At 41.2% G+C, this 16,358-nt stretch carries 12 protein-coding genes and 1 tRNA gene; 12 read left to right on the top strand and 1 reads right to left on the bottom strand.

What is annotated here, in order from left to right:
* The first annotated feature begins 1 nt into the window (after nucleotide 1).
* Nucleotides 2-77: transfer RNA gene (locus tag MTN96_RS34030), tRNA-Glu, on the top strand.
* Nucleotides 78-494: 417 nt separating this feature from the next.
* A complete protein-coding gene (locus tag MTN96_RS34025) occupies nucleotides 495-761 on the top strand; it encodes a DksA/TraR family C4-type zinc finger protein (protein ID WP_024034161.1) in 267 nt (88 codons plus the stop codon).
* 37 nt (nucleotides 762-798) lie between these two features.
* Here the strand turns inward: MTN96_RS34025 and gloA are convergent, their stop codons facing one another.
* Nucleotides 799-1,197 carry a lactoylglutathione lyase gene (gene gloA / locus MTN96_RS34020; RefSeq protein ID WP_004589277.1) on the bottom strand — a complete coding sequence of 133 codons (399 nt, stop codon included), beginning with the start codon at nucleotides 1,195-1,197 and terminating at the stop codon, nucleotides 799-801.
* Nucleotides 1,198-2,136: 939 nt separating this feature from the next.
* Between gloA and MTN96_RS34015 the strand changes: the two genes are divergently transcribed.
* The 10 genes from MTN96_RS34015 to MTN96_RS33970 all read left to right on the top strand — a co-directional run bounded on the left by MTN96_RS34015 (nucleotide 2,137) and on the right by MTN96_RS33970 (nucleotide 16,292).
* Nucleotides 2,137-3,015 (top strand): NAD(P)-dependent oxidoreductase, encoded by an 879-nt coding sequence (locus tag MTN96_RS34015; protein ID WP_024034160.1) that lies wholly within the window; start codon nucleotides 2,137-2,139, stop codon nucleotides 3,013-3,015.
* Between the two features lie 146 nt (nucleotides 3,016-3,161).
* Nucleotides 3,162-5,420 (top strand): chondroitinase-B domain-containing protein, encoded by a 2,259-nt coding sequence (locus MTN96_RS34010; protein ID WP_248534410.1) that lies wholly within the window; start codon nucleotides 3,162-3,164, stop codon nucleotides 5,418-5,420.
* Nucleotides 5,421-5,422: 2 nt separating this feature from the next.
* On the top strand, nucleotides 5,423-7,642 hold the full coding sequence (locus tag MTN96_RS34005) for a heparinase II/III family protein (RefSeq protein WP_374276190.1): 2,220 nt from the start codon (nucleotides 5,423-5,425) through the stop codon (nucleotides 7,640-7,642).
* A gap of 5 nt (nucleotides 7,643-7,647) precedes the next feature.
* On the top strand, nucleotides 7,648-7,992 hold the full coding sequence (locus MTN96_RS34000; protein WP_248534408.1) for a cupin domain-containing protein: 345 nt from the start codon (nucleotides 7,648-7,650) through the stop codon (nucleotides 7,990-7,992).
* A gap of 3 nt (nucleotides 7,993-7,995) precedes the next feature.
* Nucleotides 7,996-9,303, top strand: a complete 1,308-nt coding sequence (locus tag MTN96_RS33995) for an MFS transporter (RefSeq protein WP_024034157.1) — start codon at nucleotides 7,996-7,998, stop codon at nucleotides 9,301-9,303.
* A gap of 58 nt (nucleotides 9,304-9,361) precedes the next feature.
* Entirely contained in the window at nucleotides 9,362-10,294 is a 933-nt protein-coding gene (locus tag MTN96_RS33990; RefSeq protein WP_248534407.1) for a sugar kinase, read from the top strand.
* A 65-nt stretch (nucleotides 10,295-10,359) separates the two neighbouring features.
* Entirely contained in the window at nucleotides 10,360-10,977 is a 618-nt protein-coding gene (eda, locus tag MTN96_RS33985; RefSeq protein WP_024034155.1) for a bifunctional 4-hydroxy-2-oxoglutarate aldolase/2-dehydro-3-deoxy-phosphogluconate aldolase, read from the top strand.
* Between the two features lie 13 nt (nucleotides 10,978-10,990).
* On the top strand, nucleotides 10,991-12,073 hold the full coding sequence (gene fbaA / locus MTN96_RS33980) for a class II fructose-bisphosphate aldolase (RefSeq protein ID WP_054983428.1): 1,083 nt from the start codon (nucleotides 10,991-10,993) through the stop codon (nucleotides 12,071-12,073).
* A complete protein-coding gene (locus MTN96_RS33975) occupies nucleotides 12,070-13,032 on the top strand; it encodes a class 1 fructose-bisphosphatase (RefSeq protein WP_029772406.1) in 963 nt (320 codons plus the stop codon). The genes fbaA and MTN96_RS33975 overlap by 4 nt, the downstream gene beginning before the upstream one ends.
* Before the next feature lie 524 nt (nucleotides 13,033-13,556).
* Nucleotides 13,557-16,292 (top strand): poly(beta-D-mannuronate) lyase, encoded by a 2,736-nt coding sequence (locus tag MTN96_RS33970; RefSeq protein ID WP_248534412.1) that lies wholly within the window; start codon nucleotides 13,557-13,559, stop codon nucleotides 16,290-16,292.
* Nucleotides 16,293-16,358 lie beyond the last annotated feature (66 nt).

The following is a 16,358-nucleotide window of genomic DNA, read 5'->3' as shown; positions in this document are numbered from 1 at the left end:
TGTCCCCATCGTCTAGAGGCCTAGGACACCGCCCTTTCACGGCGGTAACAGGGGTTCGAATCCCCTTGGGGACGCCACTTACTATTTTAGTAGTGTATAAAGCTATTACTTCCTCAGCGCTATCCAGTGCATTAATTTCTACCGTTTATCCGTTAAAATTTAAGTTTTACACTTTTAATTTCCTTCAATATCTAAAAACCTATCTATTTAATTAATAATCACCTACGTATAACTTCTTAGGCTTTCAAAACCGATCCGCAATAATAATTATTCATTTACAGTGATAAATTTTTTGCTAGCTGCGTTAAAAATACATACTTATAACTTCATGTGTAGATAAAATGGATAGCATAACTAAATTACAAATTACTCTTAAACATATCTATTCATCCTTTAAATAGCTTACTCAATAAAGCCAGTACAAAATATTCAGCATTTATAAAGCGCTGTGCTGCTAGCCTTTTAGTTTAATTTCTCATTATTAGGAGTTAATTATGGCAAGTGGTTGGGCGCGTGATGGCGCAATTCAAGATCAAATCGATGCAAGTGTTAACGACGCAGTGCAATATGCAAGGCAAAATTTAATCTCAGGCGCGAGTGCTGAATTCTGTGATGAGTGTGATTGTGAAATACCACAGGCACGCAGGTTAGCGCTGCCAGGTGTTAGGCACTGTGTGGCGTGTCAAAGTGAGCTTGAGGCTAAAGGCAAAGGCGTTGCTGGCGTAAACCGCCGAGCAAGTAAAGATAGCCAACTAAGGTAAAGGTGCGACTAAGCACCTTTTTGATAAATTTTATTGCCTAGTGAGCTTTGTTCTTCTTTTTCTGAATAAGCTCAATTGAATAGCCATCAGGGTCTTTCACAAAAGCAATTTCTGTTGTGCCGCCTTTTACTGGCCCCGGTTCTCGACTGACGTTTCCACCAGCGGCCTTTATGTCGTCACATGCCTTGTATATATCGTCAAATTCAATAGCTATATGGCCATACGCATTACCAAGATCGTAGCTATTTTCATCCCAATTATAAGTAAGCTCTAATACAGTATTACTATCCTCTTCACCATACCCTACAAAAGCTAATGTATAACGATACTCTTCGTTGTCAGAACGGCGTAATTCTTTCATTCCTAAAATCTGTGTATAAAAAGAAAGTGACTTTTCTAAGTCGGCTACACGCAACATTGTGTGTAATAAACGCATTTAGGTTACCTCTGTGAGTTTAAATTTAAATAGGTGTGGAGCATAGCGTCTTTATGGGGTATCCATAACCGCATTGCAAAGGCCTGAGCCAGCCATATACCTAGAGGCTTATTTTACCTCAACTGTGAACAATAAGTTTATATTAACCAGCTATTTGCGCACTCATTGCGTTAAATTTACTTGCAATAAGCCTAGCTATTGCCGCGCAAGTGGCTTTGCCTTCACTGAAAACCTCGGCTTGTGAAATAAATTAAAATATCAGTACGATTTAATACGTAAGTAAACTTCTTAACCTGAGTTCGGGCAATGTAAGCCAAATGTGGGCAAGGCTCGGCATTTACAACCACGCATTGCCATAATATTAGCACACTAAATTAGTGGTTTTACCAACAATGGGTTAGTGAACAATGTAATTATAGCCACGCTATTTATACGAGTTTATAAAGTTGTTGCACTTATTGGTCAACCTATTTTTTATTAAGCTCTAACCAAAGAAGGGAAAAGTGCGTTGAATTAATTTCATTTCCATACTACCTATAACTAACTGTTTATTATTGTTATTTTGTTAACTTGAAATAAATTGTAAATTACCTTGGTTTACAAAGTTAACTTATTGGTTGACAAGATTGGTGTATGGTAATACAGTTTTTACATACCAATTGGTAAGTTGCTTGGTTTTAGCTTCTCCAAGGTATTAATAAATAATCAAAGCAATGCTAAGCATAACGAAATAAATACGTAACCGGTCAACAATATACAGCGTGTAATCACTCTGTTTTTATTCGCTCAAATGGTAATAACGCGGCGGGTTACCTATTCAAACGAACATGCTCAGGGTTACTTTAGCAAATTGAATTAAACGACACAGCGTACCTATTTATGGGGTAAATCATTACTCGTACTCATAAAAGCACGCGCCATCATATTTAGGAGTTATTCATGTCTAAACCAGTAATCGGTTTTATCGGCCTTGGCTTAATGGGCGGCAATATGGCCGAAAACTTACAGAACAAAGGCTATGAGCTTATTGTTATGGATTTAAACAAAGATGCGGTTGCTGCATGCGTTAGCAGAGGCGCAAAAACAGCAAGCACTGCAAAAGAGCTTGCACAAGGTGCAGACATAATTATGTTTTGTTTAACAACATCAGCAGTTGTTGAAAAAATTGTGTACGCAGAAGATGGCATTTTAGCGGGTATTAAAGAAGGCGCGGTATTAATTGATTTTGGTACATCAATTCCTTCGTCTACTAAAAAAATTGGTGCTGATCTAGCCGCTAAAGGCGCAGGCATGATTGACGCACCACTAGGGCGTACTCCAGCCCATGCTAAAGACGGCCTATTAAATATTATGGCAGCGGGCGATATTGACACCTTCAATAAAGTTAAACCTGTACTTGAAGATCAAGGCGAAAACGTATTTCACCTAGGTGAGCTAGGCGCAGGGCATACAACTAAGTTAATCAATAACTTTATGGGTATGACCACAGTATGTGCTATGTCACAAGCGTTTGCTGTAGCAGACAAAGCCGGTGTAGACCGCCAGCAACTATTTGACATTATGTCGACAGGGCCTTCTAGCTCTCCATTTATGCAATTTTGTAAAAACTACGCGGTAGACAATGTAAGCGACCTTGGTTTTTCAATTGCCAATGCAAACAAAGATTTAGGCTACTTCCTACAAATGGTTTCAGACCTTGGGACTGAATCAAAAATTGCTGAAGGTTCATCTGCTAACTTACAAGCGGCATTTGATGCAGGTATGGGGCAAGGCAACGTACCAGAAATTTTTGATTACTTTAAAACTCTAGAAAAGTAATACCGACAACATTGGGTGCTTTAACGTAGTTAAAGCACCAAAACACACACAACATCAATTGGCTAGATTTAACCTGCTTTGTGCAATGAGTGCAGCATTACTATTGATAAGGCATTACTTCCGGTCACACTGAAAAAGAGTTATCTATGCGTTTAATTAATATAATAAAGCTTAGCCTAGTTCTTATTGGGTGCACATCCACACAATTGGCAGCCAAAGATTATTTTGTAGACACTAAACAAGCTTTTCAAGAAATCTCTGACAAACTCGTTGCCGGCGATAAAATAACTCTCAAAGACGGTACGTGGTCTAATTTCGAAATTTTATTACAAGGCCAAGGAACCAAAAACGCCCCTATAAAGCTTACAGCGCAAACCAAGGGTAACGTTATTTTATCAGGGCAATCTAATTTAAGACTGGCGGGTTCGTATTTAGAAGTGTCAGGGCTTGTATTTAAAAATGGTTATACGCCTAGCTCAGCCGTTATTGAATTTCGTAAAAATAAAGATGAGCTTGCTACTCACTCCCGCGTAACACAAGTCGTTATCGATAACTACAATAACCCCGATAAACGAGAATCAGACTATTGGGTGGCTCTATATGGTAAACACAATCGTTTTGATCACAGCCACTTAGTAGGTAAACGTAACAAAGGCGTTACGGTTGCAGTAAGGCTTAATAGTGAGCAAAGCCAACAAAACCACCATCAAATTGATCATAACTTCTTTGGCTATCGTCCTACTTTTGGATCTAACGGCGGTGAAACACTGCGCATTGGTACTAGCCACTATTCATTAAGTGATTCATTTACCGTAGTTGAAAACAACTACTTTGAACGTACTAACGGCGAAGTAGAAATAATCTCGGTTAAATCAGGGAAAAACCAAATCCGCAATAATGTGTTTTTTGAATCTCGCGGCACACTAACGCTGCGCCATGGTAATGGCAATATTATAGAAGAGAACGTTTTTTTTGGTAACGGTGTAGATCACACAGGTGGCATTCGCATCATTAATAAAAACCAAACAGTAAAAAATAACTACTTAGAAGGTTTAACAGGCTACCGTTTTGGCAGTGGTTTTACGGTTATGAACGGCGTACCTAACTCACCAATAAATCGCTACCATCAGGTAGAAAACGCGACAATTGAAAACAATACCTATGTAAATGTGCGTCATATACAACTTGGCGCAGGTAGCGATAGCGAGCGTAGCGCTGCACCAATTAATAGCGTAATGAAAAATAACCTTATTATTAATCAAAATGGCGAGCAGCCTTTTACAACCTTTGATGATGTAAGCGGTATTAAATTTAGTGAAAATGTAGCTAATACCCAGGTATTAAAAGAGTTAAATTACGGTGTTAAACAGCAAAATGTAACACTAACCAGAGCTAGTAACGGTTTACTGTATCCTGAATCAAGCAAAATTAGTGCAGGTGCTAAACGCGGTTTAAAGGTGCTAAAAAAGGCCGATACCGGCGTTAGCTGGTATCCAAAAACAGAGCAAGTTGTGGCATTTGATACGGGTAAAACTCACCAGGTTAAAGCAACTGCAGATGCCTTACTTAACGCAATCAATGCAGCCCAAACGGGTGATGTATTAGAGCTTGCAGATGGACAATACGATGTATCTAAACTCGTTAAAATTACAAAAGTGCTTACCCTCAAGGCTAAACATACTGGCAAAGCTAAGCTGACCTACCAACGCTCCACCTTATTCGAAATTCATGATGGCGGTAGCTTAAAGCTAGATGGTTTAGTTATCTCGGGTGAAAACGCACCTGATGCCATTAATAATAGTGTGGTACGTACTAAAAAGTGGGGCATGGTTGATAACTACCGCTTTGAAATATACAACTCACAATTAACTAATCTTAATATTAATCACTCATTTCACTTTTTTGTAACGGGTAAAGGGGCGATGGCAGATGAAATCACGTTAGTAAATAACACCTTTAAAAATGTGACTGGCGATATTTTACGTCTTGATACCGAAATAGAAGACTTAGGTATTTATAACGCAGAGTATGTAACACTTAAAAGCAATACCTTTAATGAGGTAGCCGGTGGAGTCGTTAAGTTATACCGAGGTGGAAGTGATGAAAGCACCTTTGGTCCGCATTTATTAATGACCAATAACACCCTAACTAAAGTAGGTTTAGGTAAGCGCAACAAGGCGCAAGCGAGTGTGTATGCGCACGGTGTACAAGTCACAAATATTGCAAGCAACGTATTTGAAAAATCGGCACCGATTAAAATTGAGCACACGGTTGGTGAGCCAATAACAGCCATTACAGATAACACCTTTGATGCAACTCAAGCGCCAAGCGTAAAAGAGTTACGTGTAGCGGGCCCGCACACGGCAACGCTTAAAAATAACAACGTTTTAAATAAGGTGAACTAACAATGATGAATCTAACCCAAAATAAGTCATTATTTAAAACGCTGGGTGTTACTGTAAGTGCCTTAGTTTTATCGATAAACGCCTACGCAGCGCATCCAAATTTGGTAATAACCAATGATGATGTAAAGCAAATGCGCCAAGCAATTAGCAATAATGAACAGGGTAAGTTTGCCAACGCATTTGCAGCGCTTAAAGCACAAGTGGATGAGCAAATTAAAAGCCCTATAACAGTGCCTGTACCAAAAGACGGTGGGGGAGGGTATACCCACGAACGACACAAAAAAAATTATCAGCTTATGTATAACGCCGGTGTTATTTATCAGCTAAGCCAAGATGATAAATACGCTCATTACGTACGTGATATGTTGCTTGAGTATGCCAAATTATACCCAACACTTGATGTACACCCCAAGCGCAAAGTTAAGTCGCAAAACCCAGGTAAACTATTTTGGCAAAGCCTTAATGAGGCCATGTGGCTTGTTTATACCATTCAAGCATACGATTTAGTGCATGATGCGCTAAGCGCCGCTAATATTAAAACCATCGAAAATGACTTACTGCGTCCAGTATCGTTATTTTTATCACAAGGCCAGCCATCAACCTTTAACAAGGTACATAACCATGGTACCTGGGCTACAGCCGGTGTAGGCATGGCAGGGTATGTGTTAGATGAATCTGAGTGGGTCGAAAAGTCTCTTTACGATTTAGATAAATCGGGCGAGGGTGGCTTTATTAAGCAGCTAGACATGCTGTTTTCGCCACAGGGCTATTACAACGAAGGTCCTTATTATCAACGCTTTGCACTACTTCCGTTTGTTACCTTTGCTAAAGCAATAGAAAACAACGAACCGCAGCGAGACATTTTTGAATATCGCGATGGCATATTACTTAAAGCCATTGATACCACTATTCAGCTAAGCTATAACGGTTTGTTTTTCCCGATAAACGATGCAATTAAAAGTAAAGGTATAGACACAATAGAGCTGGTACACGGTGTAACAGCCGCTTACGGTTTAACACACGATACTGGTTACTTAGGTATAGCCAAAAAGCAAAATCAAATAATACTCTCTGGCGATGGCCTAAAGGTGGCTCAAGCACTGGATAAAAATAAGCAAACTCCTTATGTATTTAAATCGGTAGCGTTTGGCGATGGTAACGATGGCGAGCAAGGGGCGTTGGTAGTAATGCGTACGCAAACTGGTGGCGACCAAGCACTTTTATTTAAACCTGCTGCACAGGGTTTAGGGCATGGACATTTTGATAAATTAACATGGCAGTTTTACGATCATGGCAATGAAATTGTATCTGATTATGGCGCTGCACGTTTTTTAAATGTTGAGGCTAAATACGGCGGCCGTTACCTACCAGAAAACGAAACTTACGCAAAACATACCGTGGCACACAATACGGTTGTGATTGATGAAACCTCGCATTTTAATGCAAATGTTAAAGTGGGTAATAACAATCATCCTACGCTTAATTTCTTTGAAACAAACCAATACGGAACGGTGTCAAGTGGGCAAATAAGCACCGCTTACAAAGGTGTTGAGCTCGAACGCACGTTAGCGTTAATTAATTTACCTATGCTTGAAAGCACGCTTGCAGTTGATATTTTTAATGTGACTGCAGATACCTCCCATAAAATTGATTTACCACTGCATTACAAAGGCCAATTAATTGATACCAGCTTTGAGTTACTTGGTAACACCAAAAGCTTAGCTGCGCTGGGTGATAAAAATGGCTATCAACATTTATGGTTAAAAGCACAGGCGCAACCAGGTGAAGGCCTAGCAAAGGTAACGTGGTTAAACGACAACGGCCGTTTTTATACACAAACTAGCCTAGTGAAAGGGGATGAGTCTTTCTTATTTACGCAAATAGGGGCAAACGATCCACACTTTAATCTTCGTAACGAAAATGGCTATATTCGCCGTGTAGAAGGTAAAAAACAGCATAAATTTATTTCAGTACTTGAGCCTCACGGTGAATACAACCCAAGTAAAGAATATACCCTAGAGGCTGTTAGCCGTATATCGTCACTTAAGTATGGCGCACAAGAGCACTTAGACCTAATTGAAGTTAAAGTAAAAAATAATACCTATTTGGTTGCTATCAACAATTCCGATAAAGCAGCTAAACACACATTCACATATCAAAATAAAGCATTCACCTTAAATGGCCGCCTTGGCGTTTATGCGATGAAGAATAATCAGGAGTAAACAGGATGCAAAAGCAAAGTGCACACTTTTCATTTGGTAACGAAACCGAGATTGAAGATTTAGGTAATGGCTTAAAACGCCAAATGCTTGGCTATAACGAAGAGCTAATGGCCGTGAAAATTTGGTTCTCAGAAGGGGCTATTGGTTATAACCATGCGCACAGGCATTCGCAAGTAACGTATGTGGTTGAGGGTGAGTTTCACTTTAACATTGATGGCGTAACTAAAATCTTAAAAGCGGGTGATAGCTGTTTTATTCATCCTTTTGCTGATCACGGTGCAACGTGCCCAACTGGCGGTATACTGATTGATACCTTTAGCCCAGCTCGCGAAGACTTTCTTGAGGAATAACCTATGAAAATTCAAGGCTTACGCTGGTGGGTTATAGTGCTAATTGCACTTGCTACCATTATTAACTACATAGACCGTCAAGCGCTTAGCGTTTTATGGCCAGACATTGTGGAAGAAATGTTCCCTGATGAATCTGCGTTAGAGCGTAAACAAATTTACGCTAATATTTCTATAGTATTCGTATTTGCTTATGCATTTGGCCAAGCTATTTTTGGCAAAATTTTTGACTGGGTTGGCACGCGTTTAGGTTTTGTGCTTTCAATTGGTGTGTGGTCATTAGCCACTGTTGCCCATGCTTTTGCACAAGGGGTGCTTAGTTTAAGTATTTTCCGTGCAATTTTAGGTGTAGCCGAAGCTGGTAACTGGCCCGGTGCAGCTAAAGGTAATGCCGAGTGGTTTCCAACAAAAGAGCGTGCTTTAGCGCAAGGTATATTTAATTCTGGCGCAGCCATTGGTGGCATTATTGCTATCCCGCTTATTGCTTATTTAACCGTGTATTTTAGCTGGCAAATGGTGTTTGTATTTGTTGGTGCCTTAGGTTTTTTATGGTTAGTTCCTTGGATTATATTGGTAAAAGCGCCTCCAGGCTCTCACCCTTGGATAAGTGAAGAAGAGCGTGAGTACATTCTTACCGGACAAAGACGCGTTGATGATAACGGTGATGTAACAAGCGATGACGAAGAAGAATATAACCCGTCTACAGGCGAGTTACTCTCTCGTAAGCAAAGCTGGGGCGTAATTATAGCCTCTGCAGCTATCGACCCTATTTGGTGGTTATTTGTTTTTTGGATACCAATTTACTTAAACGAAGTGTATGGCATGGATGTTAAAGCGATTGGTATTTATGGCTGGGTTCCGTATGTAGGCGCTATGTTTGGTGCTTGGTTTGGTGGCTTACTTGCCCAAAACCGCCTTAAAGCAGGCTGGAATACCGATAAAACGCGTAAGCTGACTATCACATTAGGGTGTTTAATTATGTTGCCGGCGCTGCTTGCAATGGCAAACCCAGGCGAGCCGGTAATTGCGGTACTTATTATGGCTGTTATTTTATTTGGTTTTCAAACCGCCATTGGTAACGTGCAAACCTTACCAAGCGACTTACTGGGTAAAAAAGCGGTAGGTACGTTGTCGGGCTTCTCTGGCATGGCCGCTAAATTAGGTGCTGTAGGGCTTACGTCATTGGTACCTATTTTAACAGCGGACGGTAATTATACACCGGCGTTTGTGATAGGCGCGTCTTTAGCGATTATTGCAATGGCAGCTGTATGGATTTTAATTCCAAAAATTGAACCATTGAAAAAGCCTAACTAATTTGTTGGCAATGGCTGTGTTTCTCACAGCCATTTACTACCTAAGGTAAGTGATAATAATGAAAAATATTTACTTTATTGGCGAGTGCATGATTGAGTTAAGAGCGACTGTTCCCTCTACATTGCATCAGTCATTTGCAGGTGACGTATACAATTCGGCTGTTTACTTAAAGCGTTGTTTCCCACAAATCACCACCTCAGTTATTACCGCTTTAGGGGAAGATAACTTAAGTAAAAAAATGCGTGAGCGTTTTGCAAGTGAGCAATTAAATACAGACTATGTATTTGCTCATAGCAGTAAAGTCCCAGGTATGTATTACATAGAAACGGACGATCAAGGCGAGCGCAGTTTTATTTATTGGCGGGATGATTCAGCAGCCAAAAAGGTGGTTGAATTTATCAGCCCTGAGCTTGTTAAGCAGCTGTCATCGGGTGATATGTTTTTCTTTTCGGGTATTTCATTAGCCGTAATAGAAGAGCAAGCAAGAACGCAGTTTTGGGACATAGTGAAGCAACTTAAAGCCGCGGGTGTAAAAATAGTATTTGACCCAAATTACCGTGCGCGACTTTGGGATAACGTTGAGCAAACTAAAGCGCAATACCATAGTGCATTTAGCCTAGCCGATATTACGTTACCCGGCGTTGAAGACTTAGAAACGCTTTACAACGTGCAAAGTGTAGAAGCGGTAATTGATTATTTGGCTCCGTACAACATTAACGAAATTATAGTAAAAAACGGCCCCGATTCAGTCATTACAAAAGAGGCTAATACAGTGCAAAGCCACAGTATTACGCCGGTTAAAAACGTTGTTGATACAACCTCCGCAGGCGATGCCTTTAACGGCGTGTATTTAGGAGCGCGCTTAGATGGGCGCCCAATTAGCGAAGCGGTTAAGCTGGGCGCGCAGGCTGCCGGCGCTGTTATTCAGCAACCCGGTGCTATTGCACCAAAAGATGTTTTTCAACAAGCCATGGCCAAATCAGGTCTCTAACTGGCTAATTTACTCAATTTATAACACTAAGTAGCACGATTATTTAAAAATAAGGGAAATAACGCATGACTCGCTTTTCTGAACTAATGGCAGGGCAAACTCTGCTACCTATAATTCAAGCAGACACGCCAGAGCAAGGTGTAAACATTGCTAAAGCAATGGCAGAGGCAGGCCTAACTTTGGTAGAAGTTGTTCTTAGAACAGATGCATCAATTGATGCGCTTAAAGCCATTAAAGAACAGGTTCCACAGCTAAAAGTGGGCGCAGGCACCGTTATTAACGAAACAATTTTAAAGCAAGCGCTAGAAGCAGGCTCAGATTTTATAGTTACTCCCGCTGTATCGCCTACACTATTAAGTGAGCTGGTTAAGTGTAACGTGCCAGTATTGCCAGGTGTATCAAATACCGGCGATATATTAATGGCACTTGAGTATGGTTTTGAAGAGCAAAAACTCTTTCCTGCTTCACTTGCTGGTGGTGCGCCGTTTGTCTCTGCTGTCTCATCTGTATTTCGTGCAGTGAGCTTTTGCCCGACCGGCGGTGTAAGCGAAAAAAATAAAATGGATTACTTGTCGTTAAACAATGTATTTGCAGTAGGCGGTACCTGGGTTGCTAAAAAAGAATGGGTAACGCAGGGTAATTGGCAAGCCATTACAGACTCTTGTATCGAGGCTTTAAAATAGCAAGGAGCAAAAAATGAATTATTTAGCCCCAACCATTGCACCAGGCGTTGTTGTTGGCGATGAAGTAAGCGAAGTGTATAAACACGCACGAACGCATCAGTATGCATTGCCTGCTGTAAACGTGGTGAGCACATCGTCAATTAATGCCACCTTAGAGGCCGCAAAAAAAATGAAGTCGCCGGTCATTATTCAACTATCTAATGGGGGAGCGCAGTTTTTTTGTGGTAAAGGTTTAGCACTAGAGGGCCAGCAATCTGCCGTTGTTGGGGCAATAAGTGCTGCACAGTATGTGCATAACGTGGCGAAGCACTATGGCGTTGCTGTCATGCTGCACACAGATCACGCAGCAAAAAAACTACTGCCCTGGATTGATGGTTTATTAGATGAAGGCGAAAAGTATTTTGCACAAACAGGCAAGCCGCTTTTTTCATCGCACATGATTGACCTGTCAGAAGAGCCACTGGAAGAAAATATAGAAATTTGTGAGCGTTATTTAGCGCGGATGGCAAAAATAGGCATGACACTTGAAATAGAGCTCGGGTGTACCGGCGGAGAAGAAGACGGGGTTGATAACTCGCACCTAGACAGCTCTGCGCTTTACACTCAACCAGAAGATGTAGCCTACGCCTATGAGCGACTTAGTAAAATAAGCCCTAATTTTATCATTGCTGCTTCTTTTGGTAACGTCCACGGCGTATACAAGCCTGGCAATGTGGTATTAACACCTACCATATTACGCGACTCGCAAGCCTATGTAGCTGAAAAATTTAATTTAGAGCATAACGCTATTAATTTTGTATTTCACGGTGGGAGTGGCTCTGAGCACAGTAAAATTGCTGAGTCGCTAACCTACGGGGTGGTAAAAATGAACATTGATACCGACACCCAATGGGCGAGTTGGAACGGGGTATTAAACTACTACCAAGAAAAACAAGACTACTTGCAAGGCCAAATTGGTAACCCTGATGGCGAAGATAAACCCAATAAAAAATACTATGATCCACGTGTGTGGTTACGTCAGTCGGAGCAGCATATGGTGGCTCGCCTGATCCAATGTTTTGACGACCTTAATTGTGTGAACAGGTATAGCGCATGAAAAGACTGAATAAAGTATTAAAGCAAGATGGGGTTGAAACCGACCTTATTATGTTAATTCGCACGCTATTAGCAACCACAAAAGAAATAGCGTTTAGAGTAAGCCAAGGTGAGCTTGCGGGTGTTTTAGGCTCTACCCTTAACGAAAATATTCAGGGCGAGGTGCAAAAAAAGTTAGATGTCATTGCCAATCAACTGTTAAAAGATACCTTAATTGATGATGATCTTGTAAAAACAGTGGCATCTGAAGAAGAAGATAATGCAGTAGGCGCCCACCCTGATGGTAAATATATTGTGGCATTTGATCCCCTTGATGGGTCATCAAACATTGATGTTAACGGGCAAATAGGCACTATTTTTACCATTTACCCAGCAAAAGCAGATGTGCCCTACGATAGTGATGAGCAATTTAATCAACCCGGTACTAATCAGGTTTGTGCAGGCTACGTGCTGTATGGGCCATCGTCGTTACTAGTAATGAGTACAGGTGGGCCCACCCGCTGTTATACACACGATTTAACCCACGGTGGCTTTTTGCTTACAAAACCAGAGCTTGCAGTACCGAGTAAAAGCCGTGAGTTCTCGGTTAATATGGCAAATTACCGATACTGGGATGAAGCAACACAAGTTTACTTTGATAAATTACTGTATACATCAGAAGAATTTGCTAAAAGCTCAATTCGCTATAATGCAGCCATGGTTGGTGATGTGCACCGAATTTTATGCCGTGGCGGGGTATTTATGTACCCGCAAGATACGCGCGCGGGTAATGAAAACGGTAAAATACGCTTACTTTACGAAGCTAACCCACTGGCAATGCTCACTGAAAACGCAGGCGGTATAGCCACCTCTAAAGGCATGCGTATTTTAGATATTCAGCCCGATGAGCTGCATCAGCGTGTGCCTGTTATTTTAGGCTCTAGTGAACCTGTGACTTACTTTAATTCTACGGTTTATTAAACCTGACTAAGGCCTCAGTACTAAAGGGCGGTTATTGTGCTCTTACGCCTTTTAAATAAAACGTAAGCCACTGCTGACAATAGTGAGTTAAACGCAGTGGCTACGTTATTTTATATACACATCAAAAATTCATACCTATAGGCTATTACAGCTAAAGCTTTACGCCTGTGCTTTCCACCCCTCCATTCTTTATGTGCTTATCGCGCTACGTACTAATACAGAGCAATTCTTTCGGTAAAACCAATTGTTCATAAAGGTTGTTTGTTTATCTATTCGTGAAATTAATATTGGTAATAACGCTGCGTTATTAGGTATAGACGTAAGTTAACTTTCAGTTAATAAAATATGATGAATTTTGAACGAATATAGTGGTAAAAGTGTTTTTATTATGCTTATATTACCAAGTTGGTTAACAATGAGGCGTAAAAATAAAATAATTTGGTAATAACACACTGGGTATTTGGTAAATCACACATAACACCTGCTAAATACTAAACCACACAATTAAGGAGAATAGAGCCATGATGAAATTAAAACATTTTGCATTATGTGCTGTTGCAGCTGCCATTATAGGTTGTGACACGGATTCAAATAATAATAACAACACATTGGGCTCTATTGCTCTATCAGGCACAGCGTTAACGGGCGAAACATTGTCGACCAGCGTAAATGATGCCGATGGTATTTCTGGCGAAGTAAGCTACTACTGGTACGCCGACGGACAAGTTATAAGTGGCGCTAATGACGCAACTTTTACATTAACAGATGAGCAAATTGGTTTTGCAATTACAGCACAAGCACTTTATACAGATGACAGCGGTGTTAATGAGTCACATTTAAGTGAGCCCACCGATGAAGTGTCAGCTATTCCTTTTGCGGCCACGGTAGAAATTAACGGTGATGCAATTATAGGTAATGAACTAAGTGCTAATGTAGCGGATGAAAATGGTTTTGATCCGGCGCTTGTAGCATATACATGGTTTGCAGATGATGTTGAAATTGCCGATGAAACCTTAGCAACCTACACTATTACCGAATCGCAACTAGGTAAAGTTATAACTTTAAATGCAGCATTTGAAGATAACAGAGGCTTTGCAGAGTCAGCTACATCAACTGCCACAGCGCCAGTAGAGCGTGCAAATTCAGAAGGGTCGGTGGCGATTGTTGGCACACCTACGGTGGGTAATACACTTACAGCCGAAATAACAGATGAAGATGGCGCAAGCGGCACAATTACTTACCAGTGGTTTGCTGATGAGGTTGCAATTAGTGGTGCTACGCAAAGCACTTACGTTGTAGATGAGTCATTATTAGGGCAATTTATTACCGTGCAGGTTACCTACACGGACGATCACGGTTTTACCGAAGACAACCTTTCTGAGGCAACCATTGCTGTTTCTGCAGAGGCTGTAGATGAAGCGGGTAGTATCACCATCTCAGGGGCTACGCCATATTTAGTGACTAGCGAATTAACCGCTGAAATTAGCGATAACAACGGCGTAGATGAGCAAAACGTTACCTACACTTGGCTTGCTGATGGCGTAGCAATTGCCGACACCAACAGCAAAACATTTACGCCAACTAATCAAGCTGGCGCGATTATATCGGTCACTGCGAGTTATACCGATAACGATGGCTTTTCAAGCACAATTACGGGCGCCGCCGATACAGTAGTGTACACGCAAGTGATAAGCGATGCGGATGCGCTATTAGGTGCTATTAATGCAGGGCTTGGTGATGGCGATGTGCTTGGTTTAAATACCGGTGTATATGCCGATCTTGATGCCATTATGCTAACCAGCGCAGCAACACTTAAAGCTGTTGAAGGACAAAGCCCGGTAATTAGTGGCGAGCTTTGTATTCATGTAGCCAGTGGGGTTGATGGCGCGGGTATTGAAGGGCTTACATTTAAAAATATTGATACTAAATCGGGTGGCTTTTGTGAAACCGAAGAAGATGCCGTTATTTATTCTGAGGGTGACAACTTCACCTTTACACAAAATACTATCGATGGTGAAGCAGAGACGTTAAATAACTCTACTTACCATTGGTTAATGCTTAAAGGCGACGCCGCAATGGTTGAGCGTAATACCTTTGCCAACCGCGATAAAGCAGAAAATGGTTCGGTGATCAAAATGTCTTCATCGAGCACTAACCACGTTATTCAATATAACCTTTTCACAGGTACCAGCAGCAACCCAAATTTTGGTAATTCTAGCCTGCACTTAATTAACGCAGGTAGTACAACAGGTACAGGCTCTGCTGATGATGCAAACTTTACTATTCAATATAACCGAGTAGAAAACTTTGTTACAGGCCGACGTTTAATGCGCGTACAAACCTCTGGCGCGACGATTAAAGGCAATACCATTTTAAATCCTAATGGCGGTATTTCGCTTGAAGATGGTGGATTTAATACGGTATCAGACAACATTATTATTCGTACCACTGATATTGCAAGTTCAAGCGATCGTCCTGCGGGCGTGCTAATAACGCCTTTAGGTCACACTGTAAGCAATAACTACATCGCTGGTATTCGCTCAGGTAATAAAGAAGCCGGTGGTATTGTATTTACCGCTAACCCATTTTCACAAGCTGATGGCGGGGTGCCAAATGGAGGTAACCAAGCTGTGCTTGATGGCGCAGGCGACTTTACCCTTAATGTGACAAACAATACGGTACTTAACTCACAGCAACCATTTGTATTTAGTACAGAAATAGGTTCAAAGGCACCTGTTGGAGATTGTGATGAGCTTACCGCAGAAAATGCCCCTGTACTGTATGGTTTAACTAAAAATGCATTTGAAATTAACTTCAACGGTAATTTAAATGCTAATGGGGTGGGCGATCAAACTGATGAAGACACCATTGAAAGCAGCGCGCTTGTTTATGGTTTCTTTTACCCTAACGAGCTGTCGAGCGATCACTCTTTTGAATACGACTGTGACCTAATTAACCATACTGAATCACTGTTCTCTAACAGCTTTGGCTTTAGTGACAGTTATGAGTCGGGCGATGCGAGCGACCTTTGGGTTGATATTAGAAACGTAAATGGCAATGGTGAATACGACACCGATGGCGCTATTGACCAAAACCCAGAAGCAAATGGTAAAGAAATCCCAGAGTTTGTCACTGCTACAAGTACGCTGCTTGAGACTGACTCAAATGGAGCACAAGCCTTAGCAGGTGCAAGAAACTTATACTACATCCAAAGCACTGATGTAGGTGCAGGCTCTACATGGGTGGCACAAGATGAATAAGCCCACACTGCACATTATTAATATTTATAAAAATAGCAAACTACGCACAACACACACAATGATAAA

The organism is Pseudoalteromonas sp. 2CM28B (assembly GCF_023161935.1).
This window is presented reverse-complemented; position numbering and strand designations above follow the sequence as displayed.